This is a genomic window from Pseudidiomarina indica, assembly GCF_900104245.1.
Lineage (GTDB): Bacteria > Pseudomonadota > Gammaproteobacteria > Enterobacterales > Alteromonadaceae > Pseudidiomarina > Pseudidiomarina indica.
Map to the genome: position 1 here is coordinate 98,224 of NZ_FMXN01000004.1, position 14,836 is coordinate 113,059.

Consider the following 14,836-nt stretch of genomic DNA (forward strand, 5'->3'; position numbering starts at 1 on the left):
TCCTTTACCACTCAACTTGTCGTCCTGCCGCTTGCAGCGACGCATAAGCATTTAACACATGAATGAGCGCTGGGACCAGTTTATCACCTTGTACCCTGCCGCGTTTGCCACTCAAACTAAACAAGTCGCCGCGCAATGACGCAAACTCCGCACTGGGATGATACTCCAGATGAACCACTGCGGCGGCAATCGCAGCGGCAACCCCGTGCAGCTCCTCGGCATTTAAATGAGACCAGACATCATGCAATTGACGCCACGCTAATCGTGTTAAGCGTGCATATTCTTCGGTTTGCAGCATCATGGTCACCCGCGCCACCACTTGCTCGGCACTGCACTGACCGTCCACTAACCAATACCGGCGTTGAATCGGGTTTTTCCCCGCGCCGCCATGCAACGCACCGTGAATCAACTGATAAACGGGGCCTTGCTCGGTCAGTTGTGCGGCAGCAATGCTGAGTTCCAGCCGGCGGCGTTCGCCGCGATATAAAATAGTTTGGCGACTCAAGGGAATCCGCTGTTGGGTCATGCATTGTTGCACCGACACTTGACGACCTTCGCTGTAGACCCGGTGATTCACGTTCATGAGCGCTAACCAACCTCGTTGTTGCTGGTCTAAAACGATCAGTACCGACAGTTCGGGCAAATAATCAAACAACTGCACCCCTGCTGTTGTGGGGGTAAGGTCACCGCTTTGCAAGACTGGCGGCAACTGCACCAAGCCCTCCGCGCACAGGGTTAAATGCGGCGTTAAATGCTGCCACCCTTGTAACGGCTGCGGGGCTGCCCAGCGCACAACCTCAGGCTCCAATTCAGCGAAATCCACCGCAACGAACGGGCTGCCGTCATCCTGGGGGTCGCACCACCATTGTGCCAACCGTCGAAAGCCACCCAACCGCAGTTGCAAGGTTTGCATTACCGCTTGAATCACCTTGCCGTGAGCGAATACTTGCTTCGGTACCACGCGTTCGTCGGCACGTGGCGGTTCGGCCGGAGTAATCCAATGGGCCGTTGCCGTGCCGCTGGCCAGACTATCATCAATCAACTGATGAATATTGGGGGCACATAAATCTTCTGGTACCCGTTGCCCCACGGATACCGCCAAAATTTGTAATTGGTAACGAATAATTGTATCGACAATGGCCCCAACACGACCCGCCTCATCCAATTTGGTCAAAATACAATCGTGCACACTGAGGCCATTTTCGCGACCAATGCCTTGATAAATTCGTGCAACTTCATCCAAAGTCGCTGGCTGAGAGGCCGCATTCAATAGCAGTACCAAACGGGTTTTATCGCGGAAGGACTCACTGGCTAATGCCGCTATCTTTTGCGCCAAGCGCTGATCCCGTTGGCTCATGCCCACGGTATCCACCAACACCAAACGTTTGCCACGCATTTTGTCAGCCAAGGTTTCGAGACCTTCACCATCAGCCAATGCATGCATTTCCACCTCCAACAATTCGGCATAAATAGCCAATTGCTGCTGGGCACCAATTCGATAACTATCGGTGGTCACCAACAACAAGCTGTCATTGCCATGTTGGATCACGTAATTCGCGGCAAGCTTGGCGGTGGTGGTGGTTTTCCCTACCCCGGTTGGCCCAATCAGCGCAATCACCCCTTGGTGTTGCAACAACTGCCATTCGTTGGGTTCCAACTCTCCTTGATGCGCAATCCGCGCCGCAAGTTGCTGCTTTAACCAGGTTTGCACATCTTGATAAGGCGTTGATTGATGATTTAAATGGGCCGGTAACAAATCAGCACATTGCTGTGCTAATTCATCGCTAAAGTCGGCGCTGCGCAAATGTCGATAGAGTCGTTGGCGATTATCGTCACTCACTGGCTCTCCCTGCTGCTGTTGCAACAAATTGCGCATGGCCTGCATGTCAGCCATCAGTTGCTCCATGGCTTGTGCCATGGGTGGCATCGGCGCCTCAGAACTTGGCGCAGGCTCTGGCGCGGCCGTCGGCCCATTTTCAAGCAGGTCGAGGTCAGCTTCACGCATGGCAAAAATTTCAACCTCTGCGCCACTTTTGCGTGAGGTAATAATCACCGCGTCGTCGCCCAGTGCTTCCCGCACAAGACGTAAGGCTTGCCGTTGGCTATCGGCTTTAAAGCGTTGAATGGTCATGCTTGCCCTCCAATCACGCTCACCACCTGAATGGTACGATCATCAGGGATTTCGGCTTGCGATAACACCACAAGGTCACGTAACTGGCGCCGCAAGAAGTGCGATAACAGCGGACGCAAAGCATGAGGAACCACTAACACCGGTGGCAGCCCCATGGCTTCCCCGTGCTGCATGGCTTGTTGCGTTTGTTCCTGAATGGTCACCGCCAAACCGGGCTCTAACGAACTATTTTGTTGCAACGCTTGGCTTAACATCTGCTCAAGCCCCGCATCCAAGCCCATCACTTTCAATTCACGTGCGCCACCAAAACACTTCTGCACAATGTTGCGGCCCAGCGAAATCCGTACACGTGCGGTCAGTTCGTGGGCATCAGCTTGCTGCCCTTCAAACTCCGCCAAGGTATCGAAAATAGTGCGCAGGTCTCGAATCGAGACGTCTTCATCCAACAGGTTCTGTAAGACTCGTTGCAAGGTCGTAAGGGTCACACATTTAGGTACCACATCTTCAACCAAGGCTTTATTTTCTTGGGTGAGTTTATCCACCAACTGCTGTACTTCTTGGCGCCCCAAGAGCTCAGCTGCATAACGTTGAAGCAAATGGTTTAAATGAGTGGCCACCACGGTGCTGGCATCCACCACGGTGTACCCATAAATCTGAGCGTGCTCCCGTTGATCTTGCGGAATCCACTTGGCCGGTAACCCAAAGGCAGGGTCCGTGGTTTGAATGCCTTCAATATCGCCCGTCACTTGCCCCGGATTAATGGCCAGCCAACGTTCTGGATGAATTTCTGCACGCCCAATCTCCCCCCCTTTCAGGGTGATGGTATAGGTGTTGGGCGACAATTCTAAATTATCGCGAATATGCACCACCGGTGGCAAAAACCCAACTTCTTGAGCGAATTTCTTGCGCACACTTTTAATACGGCCTAGCAGTTCACCTTGCTGGTTATCATCCACCAAGCCAATTAACCGATGGCCCACTTCCATGCCCAGCGTGTCCACCAACTGCACATCATTCCAGCTGGCTTCAGGAGCACTAAACGAGGGTGCGGGTGCCATCGCCTCTTCCGCTTGTTGTGCTGCTGCTTGTTTCGCTTGATGCTTTTGCAAGTACCAACCAAACCCGATCAACAAGGAGGTGAACAGTAAAAAGACAAAGTTGGGCATGCCCGGAATTAACCCAAGCAGACCAATCACTCCCCCGGCTAGAAAGAGCACTTTGGGGCTCACGAACAACTGCTTCACCAACTGTTGGCCCACGTCTTGTTCGGTGTTAACCCGTGATACTGTTACCCCGGCCGCGGTAGAAATAATCAATGCAGGAATTTGTGCGACTAAACCGTCACCGATGGTCAGCAAAATATAGGTATGCGCGGCATCACCGGCGCTCATATCGTGTTGCATGACACCAATAATCAGACCGCCAATAATGTTGACCACCATGATCACCATGCCTGCCACCGCGTCACCACGAACGAACTTACTAGCACCGTCCATGGCGCCGTAGAATTCGGCTTCTTGCGCCACATCTTGGCGGCGGCGGCGTGCCTCATCTTCACCGATCAAGCCTGCGTTCAAATCCGCATCAATGGCCATTTGCTTACCGGGCATCGCATCGAGGGTAAAACGCGCACCAACTTCTGCGATCCGCCCTGCACCCTTAGTGATAACCATAAAGTTAATCACCACCAAAATTAAGAACACGACTAAGCCGACTGCGAAGTTACCGCCAACTAAGAACTGGCCGAAAGCTTCAATCACTTTACCAGCGGCGTCACCGCCGTTGTGACCTTCCATCAGCACGACACGTGTGGATGCAACGTTGAGTGACAACCGCAGCAGTGTAGAAAACAGCAACACCGCCGGGAACGCAGCAAACTCAAGTGGCTTTTCAGTGAACATTGCCACCAGTAGCACCATCAAGGAAAGCGCGATGTTAAAGGTAAAGAAAAAATCCAGTGCAAAAGGCGGTAGCGGTACCACCATCATCAGCAAAATGACTAAGATCAGTATCGGCCCCACCAGCAACTGCAGCTGGGCGCCTTGTAATGATTTTGCTAATCCCGTCATGCTTAATTTCATGGTGCTGCCACCTCGTAATCCTCAGGAACTTCGATATTTTTCGGGGTTGGCGGCATCATGGCGATGCCTTGGCGAGCTCGTTTTAACTGGAACGCCCAAGCGAGTACTTCAGCGACAGCTGTGTACAATGCCGCTGGAATTTCTCGCCCTAAATCAACATGCGCATACAATGCCCGAGCTAATGCAGGTGCTTCTAAGCGGGGAACCTGGTGTTCATCACCAATTTCGCGAATTTTCTGTGCGACCAATTCCGTCCCCTTCGCAATCACTTTGGGTGCCCCCATCCCATGCTCATCATACTGAAGCGCCACGGCATAATGAGTCGGGTTGGTGATAATAACGTCCGCTTTCGGCACTTCGCTCATCATCCGGCGCCGTGCCATGGTTTGTTGTTGCTGCCGAATTTTCCCTTTTACAAACGGATCCCCTTCGGTTTCTTTGTTTTCACGCTTCACCTCTTCTTTCGACATGCGCAGCTTTTTCTTGTGGGTAAACATTTGATAGGGCACATCAAATGCCACCACCACAATCAGCGTGAGAATCATCAATAAACAAGCAAGTGCGGCAAGCCCCATGGCCTCGCCTAAGGCTTCTTTCACCTCAAGGCTCATGAGCCGCATGAATGACTGGCGTTGTTGCCATAAAAACAGCGTTAACACCGACCCCACCAGCAAGGTCTTCGCAATAGCTTTACCCAACTCTGCCAAGGCTTGGGTGGAGAAAATTCGTTTGAGTCCCTTCAACGGGTTCAGCTTTTCAAATTTTGGCGCCATGGCTTTGGCCGAGACCACCCAGCCACCGAGCAATGCTGGGGCCACCAATGCCAGCAACAACATCACGGCAAACAATGGCAACAAACTGAACAAGGCCACCTGGCCCAGTTCTAACACGTTTTGCAACATGGGGCCCGCTTCTGACACTTGCAAGCGTTCAAACGAAAACGCTTGCTCCATCATCAAGCCTAAGTTGTTGTACAAGCTACTGCCCATGGACCACAGCATCAACACACCGCCGAACAAGATCACAAAAGTGGTCAGCTCGCGCGATCGCGCAACCTGACCTTCTTCTCGAGACTTTTCCAGCCTTCGAGCCGTGGGTTCTTCTGTTTTTTCCTGATCGCTTGTTTGATTCTCTGCCATGGCTAGTAATCAAGTGACACTTAGGGACACTGCGCCCAAGTATGCCTGAACGCCAATGGCAATGAAGAGGAGAATAACGGGTTAATTAGGCGCTATTTCTTGGTCTACGGCGTGGAGCCCGTGATCTTGAGGGAAATACCCTTGCCGACGAATGAATTCAGCCGATTCCTCGGTATGAACCACAAGGGTGATACGTCGGTTGCGAGGGTCATCAGGTGCTGTCCCTTCCAGCGGAATGCGGTCGGCCGTTCCCATCACCATGAGCAACCGCTCCGAGTCAAAGCCTGCTTCTAACAACACTTTGCGAGTGGTATGGGCGCGGTCAGCCGAAAGCTCCCAGTTACTGTAACCGAGTTCCCCCCCAGCGTACGGTAAGCTATCGGTGTGCCCACTAATGGTAATGGCGTTCGGAATTTCATTCAGTAAGGGGGCTAAGGTTTTTAGTAAGCGTTCCATGTAAGAAGCAATTCGGGCACTACCAATTTCAAACATCGGCTTGGCTTCGGTGTCCAACATCATAATGCGCAACCCTTCGCGAGTAATGTCAAAGCGCATTTGATTTTGTAAGGTTTGTAAAATTGGGTCGGCTTGAATGGCATTTTCAACGCTCCGACGAACATCAAAAAACTGCCGCCGAATATCAGCAGGACGGGTATGCTGGCGCATAGTAATGCGCAATTGTTCCCCTTCACTGCTGGTGAAGTCAGGCCCCCCGCCGGGGATCACGCTGGAGGAGCTGCCACTGCTTTCCCCACCCACCATAGACACTAACAAGGGCGTACGAAAGTATTCAGAAATGCTTTTGCGCTGATTTTCGCTGGACATGGAAAGAATCCACATCACCAAGAACAGCGCCATTAAAGCAGTCATAAAGTCGGCCAAGGCAATTTTCCAACTGCCACCATGGTGTTTCTTCACCTTTTTTTTTCTGCGGCGAATAATGATTGGCCTGCCTACTTGCGCCATGGTTAAGCCTCCGTTTTCGCCCCACGAACATGATCTTCAAGCTCAGTGAAGCTAGGACGCTCGGCGGTGTGGAGTGCTTTACGACCAAATTCAACCGCTAGTTGCGGTGCATAGCCTTGCATGCTCGCCAGCAAGGTCACGCGAATCACTTGCAGTGTTTTAACGATTTCAGTCACTTGGCGCTCAATTCGGGTTGCTAATGGAGTGATAAAGCCATATCCCAACAGAATCCCTAGGAAGGTTCCCACCAAAGCGTGGGCAATCATTTGCCCCATCACATCTGGAGGCACGTCAGCTGTACTCAAGGCCCGCACCACCCCAAGTACCGCGGCGACAATCCCGAATGCTGGCATAGCATCCCCCACTTTGTGGAGTGCATCGGCTGGAATACTGGCTTCATCTTCCACCGTTTCGATTTCATGCAGCATTAATTCATCCAGTTCTTGCGGATCCATATTACCGCTAATCATCAAGCGCAAATAGTCGGCAATGAAGTTTACCATCATTGGATCTTCAAGAATTTCAGGGTGCTCCTGAAAAATGGTACTTTCTTGTGGGGATTCAATGTCGCGCTCAGCCGCCAGCATGCCGTCGCGGCGCATTTTATTGAGTAGCTTATAAATGACCGACAGCAATTCTAGGTAAGTTTCTCTATTGTACTTTGACGACCGATAAAAGCGGCGAGATGAACGAATGGTTGCCGTAATCGCTTTACCATTGTTAGCTGCAATAAACGAGCCCACCCCAGCACCACCAATAATGAGTAACTCTATCGGTTGAAAAATCGGCCCCAATGAACCGCCAGTTAGGACAAAGCCGCCAAACACTGAAAGCAGTACAATCAAAAATCCTATCGCGATTAACACAGCCTCATCCTTCTCCAATCAACATCTTTTAGGTATATCGGCTGCAATAGTGGTGACTTAAATTTCATTTTGCTTTTTCGTCGTCTTCTTCAGCGGTTTTCCTGCCCGCGACGGCGGTTGACACACCCCACACACATAATCGTCATCAGGCGTATGGGCATGATTCACAAAATTTAGGCCACAACTGACACAGCGAGACAACTGGAACATGTCACTTTCAAAAAAACGCAGCAGCGTCCAGGCTCGTGTTAACGCCAAAACTTCTTCTTCGCCGCTCATTTGAATGTGTTCTTGATACAACCGATAGGCCTTAATAAACGCCGGTAAACGTTCCAGTCCCTGCTCTTGGTGTAAACGAACATAAATATTATAAAAAAATGACGAGTGAACGTTAGGTTGCCAGGTCATGAACCAATCCGTCGAAAAAGGCAACATTCCCTTGGGTGGGGATTTGCCCGCAACCTCCTTGTACAACCTGACTAGCCGCCCTCTATTCAAACTGACTTCAGATTCAAGTACTTGTAATCGCGCCCCTAATTCTATGAGTTCAATTGCAAGTTTTACCTGATTCAATTCGTCAAGTAACTTTTTGGCAGTCATGAAGATTTTTCCTCGTGATGCGAATCAAATAAAAATTAGGCGGTGACTAAATGCATGGCTAAATGCGTCGCTTGCATGCCGGTGTCTCGTTTATTGGTGAGGATTGCCTTTAACTGGCTCACATCACCAAAATTAGGTTGCAACAAACTATGAGATTGGCGAGCTAAAGTAGTGAGTTCTCGAACAGACATCTCAACAATGAGATCAGCTAACTCAGCATCTATTTTCAAGCGAAAAATTGCAGTATCGCGATCTTCAACGAGCAATTTCTGAACTAAAAGCAAGTAACTTAAGTTGAGTTCCTGCAATTCAGAAATGGTCTTATTCTGACTCATGAGGATAAATCTCCAGCGCACTTTGATTTATTTTTGTAATTATATCCTTATATCTTTAGCAAATCTTAACATAACTAGTCAATGAAAAAAGTGGGGCTATTTTAGATACAAAGCATACATGTTTGTTAATAAGATATTGAATCAGGAAGGCGTGCGAGCGGAGCTATGAGAGGTGTCAGCGATATCTTTGGCCCATATTAACAATTCCGCAACAACAATCCAAAGCGTTTGTGGTACATAGTCATCGAGATCTATTTGCGACAAAAGGTCGACTAGATCAGGAGAATCATGAATAAAGATGCCATGCGCTTGTGCCAACTCGATTATTTTGTTAGCGACAAGACCATCCCCTTTAGCGATGACTCGAGGGGCCGGCGCAAATGCTTCATACTGCAATGCAACGGCTTTTTTGCCGGGCAACTTAGGTAACTTAGCATCACTCATCGGTTAACTTAAACACCTGAATCGTCTCAATACTCACTCCCGCGTTATCGCGGAGCCGTTTCACCAACAATGCCGTGTCTTGTTGCAATGTGTCCAGCCATTCCTCCGCACATTGCAACTGCATAGCTAGCCGCTGTTCACTGAAACGCAACTGTGCTCGCAATTCTCCCAGCCCTGGCATGGTGAGTTTGAGCTCGCTATGCCAGGCTGGAGGTTCGGCCGCTTCTCCTTGCTTACGACGCTGCTCATCGCGCCAGCGCTGAACCAGTGGTGGCACCTCGGGTTGCACCAACCATTGCAGCACCGCCTGCGGCCACAGTTCAAACTCCATACGCAGCACCCCGGTTTGGATCAAGTCCAATTGCTGCCCTAAAATTTGTTGAATCTTCGGCAACTGTTGCGGGCCAGTCCCAAGGTTTTGGGGCTGTTGCCGCACCTCGCTAAAGGGCAGCTTATCTGCAGCCCAGCGGGCCACCGCGGCTTCATAGAAGATGCCAGAATTTTTGACCAACTGCTGCAACCGTGTCACTAACGTTAACACATCCAGCTTCGCATCCCCGAGCAGTGGCGCGGTAGTCTGAATAAAGTTCGCTTGAGGTGGGGTTGGCGGTTGTTGCTGCTGAAAGGTTTGAATCAGTGTGGCTAATCGTAGGAGTTGTTGCCCGGCTTGGCTAAATTCGGTGGTGGATGCCGGGCTAGGAACGGGCGCAATAGGGAGGGTATGGCGCGGTAACAAATCAACACTCGCGCGCTGTTTAGCAACCTGCTGAACTAAGGTGTCCAGTAACGGCGTAATGCTACTCAATTGCGATAAACTTCCTCAAGTTTTTGCTTGGTATTCAAGCTCGTTAGGGCTTGCTCCAGCATGGTACGCCGCGCCACCAGCGCTTCTCGAATTTCACGGTCTTGCTCCATAATAGCACTAAGTAAGGTCAGCTTTTCTAACTGCTGATCCTCATTTAGTTCCACCTGGTCTTCCGTCTGGCTCAACCGCTCCACCTCACGAACATACTCAATCTCAAGCTCAATCAACGCTTCCCAATCTTCATTGCGAACGCTGTCCAACATCCGATTGGAATGCTGTAGTAATGTTCGATACGACATGATGACCTCCGTCGGTGTCATTTGGGCTGAGTGAGGGGGGCTGCTGGCCATTGTCCTAGACCTCTTCCGCCTGTGGTTGAATGGATTTCCAAGCCGAGCCAATCTCGTTCAATAAATGAGCAGCTTCCGCCAACTTATTGACGTCATTGTGCAGATTAGCTTTCAGCAATAACTCACTCACATAGAGATAAATTGCTTCAAGATTATCAGCCATCTCACCACCAACCTCTTTATCCAGCGCCGCTAATAAGCCCTGCTGAACAATATCGATTGCTTTGGTGATTGCTTTGCCTTTTTCTGCAATATTCCCTTGTTCAATATGTAACTGAGCTGCACGGATATTTTTCTGCGCTCCATCGAACAGCAGAGAAATCAATTTATGTGGGCTCGCAGAGAAGACATCGCTCTCTACGCTAACACGCCCATACGCTGCAGCTCCACGCATCCCATACATAGCAATAAACCTCGTTTACTTCTTCTGATTCAATTGCGCACTTAACATCGAAAACTGCTGCTGCAAATAAGCACTGGTCGAGTTCATGGTTGCTACCAAGCTATCCATCTGAGCAAACTGCTTCCGATACCGCTCCACCGTATTTAAAATCAACTCTTCTTCGCGCATGTAACGGTCTTCGGTGCGTTTAATGCTGGTTTTAAAGCCCTCAATACGGCTCGCCAACGGGCCTTCTTTGTGCAATAAATTGTCAACGGTCTGGTTGGTTAATGCGGCAAACCCTTTGGCATCATTCACACCACTGAAAAACGCACGCACATCATTAAGATCGTCGTTAACCAATGAGCGTAATTTGTCTTCGTCGAGTTTTAACTGACCGTTTAATTCAACCTCGATGCCAACTTCAAACAACCGGCTAAAGGCTCCCGTACCTTCAGTAGCTGCCGACATTGTTTGGCGCAACTGCGATTGAACTGTGCGCAAACCGCTATCGCCGAGCAACTGCCCTGATGCACCGCCGCTTGAATCGAAGTGATTTAAGCTGGCAATCGTTTTTTGTAATTCGTTGTACGCGTCAACAAAGCCTTTGATGCTGTCAACAATACTGTCTTGGTCACGGCTGACGGTGATGGTGGCCGTGCCTTCTTGTGCTAACGCTAAGGTAACCCCTTCGATAGCGCCTTCAACTTGGTTCGTTTGGCTACTGATCTGGATACCATTTATGGTGAAGCTCGCATTTTGCGCCGTAAGTTCCGTCGCTGTATCAATGCTAATCTGACCGGTTAACGCACCGCCATAACTGATGTTTGCGATGCCCGCATCAGTACCGGTTTTGGCTGAACTTAACACCAACCGATGCGGTGTGCCGCTGCCATCATTAATAATCGATGCTTGAACATCAGACTGGGCGCTATTAATAGCGCGACGGATATCTTCCAGCGATGTTTTACCATCGGCTAATTCAATGGTATGCACCGTGCCATCACCTAGGGTGAGCACCACATCACCTGGGCCGCTTCCTAACGCTTGATTCTTATCAGCAACGCCATGAGTGGCCACACTATATGAACGAGCCAACTGGCTGACGTTGACGTTATAGGTGCCTGGGGCTAAGTTTGACGAGGCTGCAACTGACAGTACGTCATTATTGACCGAGCTTTTCGTGGCACCGTAGGTATCTGCTTTTTCAAGTTTCTTAATGGCGTCTTGAAACTTGGTGAGCCCACTTTCTAACCGTCCATAGGCTGAAATTTTTGCTTCATAGCTTTGTTTTTGTTGCACAATGGGCACTAAGCGCTGACGTTCAGCGGCTTCTAACTGATTCAGAAGACCACTAAGGTCAAGCCCTGAACCAATCCCCAAAGCTGAAATTGATGCCATGATTAAACCCCTATTTTCGATGGTGACAGCTTGCCTGAAAAATATGCAAACAAAGCTGTAAAAAAGCACAATTAATGTCGTCTATTTAACGTTATCGGCGGTCATGACCGCTTCTTTAGTGTTCCGGTACTAACACATCCCGAATCCGCCCTAACTCTTTTAGACGAGCCCCTTCAATCACTTCTCCCAATTTGCTGTCGGGTAGCCCTTTATGCGGTGCCAGACGTACTCGGCTCACTCGCCGTTGGGCGTCCAACCCTACCACCCAGGCCAATTCACCTTTTTCGAAGCGCAGCAAGGAGCCAATGGGTAACACTCCAAAATGGGTCTGGTAACGTTTTACCCAAGCCTCGTCAAACTGATCCAACTTGGTTTGCAAGGACCGCGCCGCCGCAAATGCTGATAACGCCGGTCGATCGGGCCGCGACCGTTGCAAGGCATCAATGGCATCCACCACGGCTGCCGCCCGCGCCAACTGCCCAATCTCTTCGTGTTTTAACCCTTGAGGATAACCGGAACCATCCAAGCGTTCATTAATCTGCACCACCACATTCTGACAGATCACATCCGACAGCCACTTCACGTCGCTCATTTTTTCCATCAGCTTTTGCACGTGGGTTTGCATTTCTTTATACAAATCCAAACTTAGGGTGGTGGCACGCCACAGCTCAGGTGCCAACATGCCTTTGCCCAAATCATGCATCATGGCAGCTGCCACCGAGGCTTTGCGCACCTCTCGTGGCAACTTCACCGAGTGAAGCAAATCTCCCAATCGCACCGCCACCGCAAGCCCGTGTTTCACCCAGCGCGATTCTCGTTGCACGCAATACACCGCAAACAAACATTCTTGGCGGTCATCATCGAGCATATCCAGCAAGCGGTCGGCACTCTGTGATAATTGGTAGGCATTGACGGGCTGCCCTTGTTTGAGCATGACCATTTGACTATCCAAGTAACCAGCAATGCGCGCCATGCGCCGTGCCATGGGGGTGGCATAAGTATGCGCCTGGCGACGCCCTAAACGTTGATCATCTTCATCGCGAATACGGAATAATTCTGATTCACTGCGCTTGTCGCCGCTGGTGGCGTTTCGTGAGGCTTCCCGTTCAATTTCACGCACATAGCCCCACAGCTCCCGCTCTTGAGCTTTGCTAATATCAGCAAATTCAAACCCCACCGCCAATACTTGTCGATCGGTGTCCGTTTTTAAATGGCGTACTTTGGCTTGTACTTGGAAGGTGGAACCGTTGGGAAAATACAGCTCAATTTCCGTTGCTAAATCAGGCAGCACTCGGGACACACCGTCTTGCATGTAGAATTCGACCAAGCAACCGGTGGCGGACAGGTCTTTTAAGTCCCCCCGTAATTCCACCAGCGCCATGTCATCGGTTTCGGTGCTCCGCAGTAGCACGCCCACATCCATGCCAATCCTCAAACTGGCTCGGAAGCTGGCACGACGTTGCTTCACGAAAATTTCGCGCGGCCAATCCACATAAGCAAATAAACGCCCTTCAACCGTCGAGAACTCTCGTACCGCCAACGGATTACTGCGCACCAAGCCACCCGGCGTGTGCCCCGACAAGATAAACTTGCCGCCTCGCCGTAATGAAGGCACCACATCGCGAATCGCGGTCAGGTCAAACAGCAGGTAGTCTTCTTCAAGTTGATCAACCAGCACCACCGGATGACCTTTCTCGGCCGGCCCTAATAAGGTGAGCACGGCCACCCCAGGCTGGCTCAGCGCCTCAAAATAGGTGGCCAGTTCTACAATACTATTGACGGGGGTAAAGTCGTTGCTTGTTGGTTGCTTAGCGTCGCTCACGCGCTGCTCCTTTCCTTTTCATGCAATCTGCAACTCGGGTTCCTTGGGACGATATAGCACAACTATCGGCAACCCAACGCGTTTCTTTAATATAACAACCCGCGCCGGCAGTGGCAGAATATTATTTTAAAATTGCCCTAAAGTTTTTCTAAATCCCCCCGATAACCTCTAGCGACGGCAAGCCAACCTTGGCTGCCCACTTTGGAAACAGCCTACTTTTTTGGAAACAGAAGGAAAAGAGCTATGTCAGTGATCAATACCAATATGACCTCATTGATTGGTCAACAAAACCTGATGAAGTCGCAGTCTGCACTGCAAACTTCAATGGAACGTTTATCCTCTGGCTTACGGATCAACAGCGCTAAAGACGACGCTGCAGGCCAAGCCATCGCCAACAAAATGACTTCACAGATTCGTGGCCTTGCACAAGCACAGCGAAATGCAAACGATGGTATCTCTCTGGCTCAAACTGCAGAAGGTACTTTGAATCAAGTAAACGATAACTTACAACGTATCCGTGAGTTAGCTGTTCAAGCTCGCAACGGAACAAACTCTGCTGAAGACATTGCTGCGCTTCAAGCTGAAGTTGATGAGCGTTTATTAGAGATCGCCCGTGTGGTTGACGATGCGGAATTTAACGGCATTAAGTTATTTGACGGCGACGCCAATGGCTTTGATATCCAAGTTGGCGCGAATGATGGCGAAGTTATCAATATTGCACAGCTAGATTCAACAGCTTATAAATTGGGGACATTCGCTGTTGATACAGACGATCTTGCTGACTTAGATGTAGCGATTGAAGCAGTCGACGTTGCACGTAGCGATTTAGGTGCTAAACAAAACCGTTTTGAATCAGCTATCGACAATATCAGCACAACTATGACTAACCTGTCAGCTGCACGTTCACGCATTGAAGATGCTGACTACGCAGTAGAAGTGTCAAACATGACGCGTGCGCAAATCTTGCAACAAGCAGGTACCTCAGTATTGGCACAAGCCAACCAAGTACCACAGTCAGTGTTGTCACTGTTAGGTTAATTCCTCTTTTTAGTGGAATCATCAATGCAACAGGCTCCTTTGGGAGCCTGTTTTGTTTGAGCGGTACCCACACTCATCGTTAAGGTCGCTTCATTATGCTTGCCATCAATGCTCGTATCAGTACCGATTCCTTGCTCAATGATTTGCTGCCGAAACTCAATGCGGTGGAGTTTATTATTGGCAAACGCCTCGCACGAGCCATCGACAGCACCACAGACGCCATCGAATTAGCGCGCTTAACAGAGTTACAGCAGGAGTTTGAACTGGAGCTGCTGATGATTCACATGAATGTGGAGCACTTACTCAAGCGTTACGCCCCTATCCTGCAACCTGTTGATCAACTACCGGAAAACACCGTGCTGGATTTAACTGAGTCCGAACAGACCGCGCTGCAAGCCGCGGTGAACTTATACAACAAGGTCAGTGAATTAGGCGCTAAACTTAGTGCTGAATAATTTAAGTTCCTGATCATGCTG

The 14,836-nt window shown here is 50.0% G+C and carries 15 protein-coding genes; 2 read left to right on the forward strand and 13 right to left on the reverse strand.

Annotated elements, in window-relative coordinates; translation table 11 throughout:
* Positions 1 to 4 precede the first annotated feature (4 nt).
* The 13 genes from flhF to BLP64_RS04890 all read right to left on the reverse strand — a co-directional run bounded on the left by flhF (position 5) and on the right by BLP64_RS04890 (position 13,322).
* The gene (flhF, locus tag BLP64_RS04830) at positions 5 to 2,131 is read right to left on the reverse strand and encodes a flagellar biosynthesis GTPase FlhF (RefSeq protein ID WP_092592317.1); all 2,127 of its coding nucleotides are present in this window, start codon (positions 2,129 to 2,131) and stop codon (positions 5 to 7) included.
* Complete coding sequence (gene flhA / locus BLP64_RS04835; RefSeq protein WP_092592320.1) at positions 2,128 to 4,212, reverse strand: flagellar biosynthesis protein FlhA; 2,085 nt, start codon at positions 4,210 to 4,212, stop codon at positions 2,128 to 2,130. Before flhA ends, flhF begins: the two co-directional genes overlap by 4 nt.
* Positions 4,209 to 5,351: a flagellar biosynthesis protein FlhB gene (flhB, locus tag BLP64_RS04840; RefSeq protein WP_092592322.1), complete on the reverse strand. Its 1,143-nt coding sequence runs from the start codon at positions 5,349 to 5,351 to the stop codon at positions 4,209 to 4,211. Before flhB ends, flhA begins: the two co-directional genes overlap by 4 nt.
* A gap of 81 nt (positions 5,352 to 5,432) precedes the next feature.
* Positions 5,433 to 6,317, reverse strand: a complete 885-nt coding sequence (gene motB, locus BLP64_RS04845) for a flagellar motor protein MotB (RefSeq protein ID WP_092592324.1) — start codon at positions 6,315 to 6,317, stop codon at positions 5,433 to 5,435.
* Positions 6,318 to 6,319: 2 nt separating this feature from the next.
* Positions 6,320 to 7,183, reverse strand: coding sequence for a flagellar motor stator protein MotA (motA, locus tag BLP64_RS04850; RefSeq protein WP_092592326.1), 864 nt, complete (start codon positions 7,181 to 7,183; stop codon positions 6,320 to 6,322).
* 57 nt (positions 7,184 to 7,240) lie between these two features.
* Complete coding sequence (gene flhC, locus BLP64_RS04855) at positions 7,241 to 7,783, reverse strand: flagellar transcriptional regulator FlhC (RefSeq protein ID WP_092592328.1); 543 nt, start codon at positions 7,781 to 7,783, stop codon at positions 7,241 to 7,243.
* Positions 7,784 to 7,818: 35 nt separating this feature from the next.
* The gene (locus BLP64_RS04860; protein ID WP_092592330.1) at positions 7,819 to 8,118 is read right to left on the reverse strand and encodes a flagellar transcriptional regulator FlhD; all 300 of its coding nucleotides are present in this window, start codon (positions 8,116 to 8,118) and stop codon (positions 7,819 to 7,821) included.
* A gap of 141 nt (positions 8,119 to 8,259) precedes the next feature.
* A complete protein-coding gene (locus BLP64_RS04865; RefSeq protein ID WP_092592332.1) occupies positions 8,260 to 8,562 on the reverse strand; it encodes an EscU/YscU/HrcU family type III secretion system export apparatus switch protein in 303 nt (100 codons plus the stop codon).
* The gene (gene fliK, locus BLP64_RS04870) at positions 8,555 to 9,367 is read right to left on the reverse strand and encodes a flagellar hook-length control protein FliK (RefSeq protein WP_092592334.1); all 813 of its coding nucleotides are present in this window, start codon (positions 9,365 to 9,367) and stop codon (positions 8,555 to 8,557) included. The genes BLP64_RS04865 and fliK overlap by 8 nt, the downstream gene beginning before the upstream one ends.
* A complete protein-coding gene (locus BLP64_RS04875) occupies positions 9,364 to 9,666 on the reverse strand; it encodes a flagellar protein FliT (protein ID WP_176754923.1) in 303 nt (100 codons plus the stop codon). Before BLP64_RS04875 ends, fliK begins: the two co-directional genes overlap by 4 nt.
* Before the next feature lie 55 nt (positions 9,667 to 9,721).
* The gene (gene fliS / locus BLP64_RS04880; RefSeq protein ID WP_176754924.1) at positions 9,722 to 10,120 is read right to left on the reverse strand and encodes a flagellar export chaperone FliS; all 399 of its coding nucleotides are present in this window, start codon (positions 10,118 to 10,120) and stop codon (positions 9,722 to 9,724) included.
* Between the two features lie 15 nt (positions 10,121 to 10,135).
* The gene (gene fliD, locus BLP64_RS04885) at positions 10,136 to 11,500 is read right to left on the reverse strand and encodes a flagellar filament capping protein FliD (protein WP_092592338.1); all 1,365 of its coding nucleotides are present in this window, start codon (positions 11,498 to 11,500) and stop codon (positions 10,136 to 10,138) included.
* Between the two features lie 115 nt (positions 11,501 to 11,615).
* Positions 11,616 to 13,322, reverse strand: a complete 1,707-nt coding sequence (locus tag BLP64_RS04890) for an HD domain-containing phosphohydrolase (protein WP_092592340.1) — start codon at positions 13,320 to 13,322, stop codon at positions 11,616 to 11,618.
* A gap of 243 nt (positions 13,323 to 13,565) precedes the next feature.
* Between BLP64_RS04890 and BLP64_RS04895 the strand changes: the two genes are divergently transcribed.
* Positions 13,566 to 14,360: a flagellin N-terminal helical domain-containing protein gene (locus BLP64_RS04895; protein ID WP_092592342.1), complete on the forward strand. Its 795-nt coding sequence runs from the start codon at positions 13,566 to 13,568 to the stop codon at positions 14,358 to 14,360.
* Between the two features lie 95 nt (positions 14,361 to 14,455).
* Positions 14,456 to 14,815, forward strand: a complete 360-nt coding sequence (locus BLP64_RS04900; protein WP_092592344.1) for a hypothetical protein — start codon at positions 14,456 to 14,458, stop codon at positions 14,813 to 14,815.
* Positions 14,816 to 14,836 lie beyond the last annotated feature (21 nt).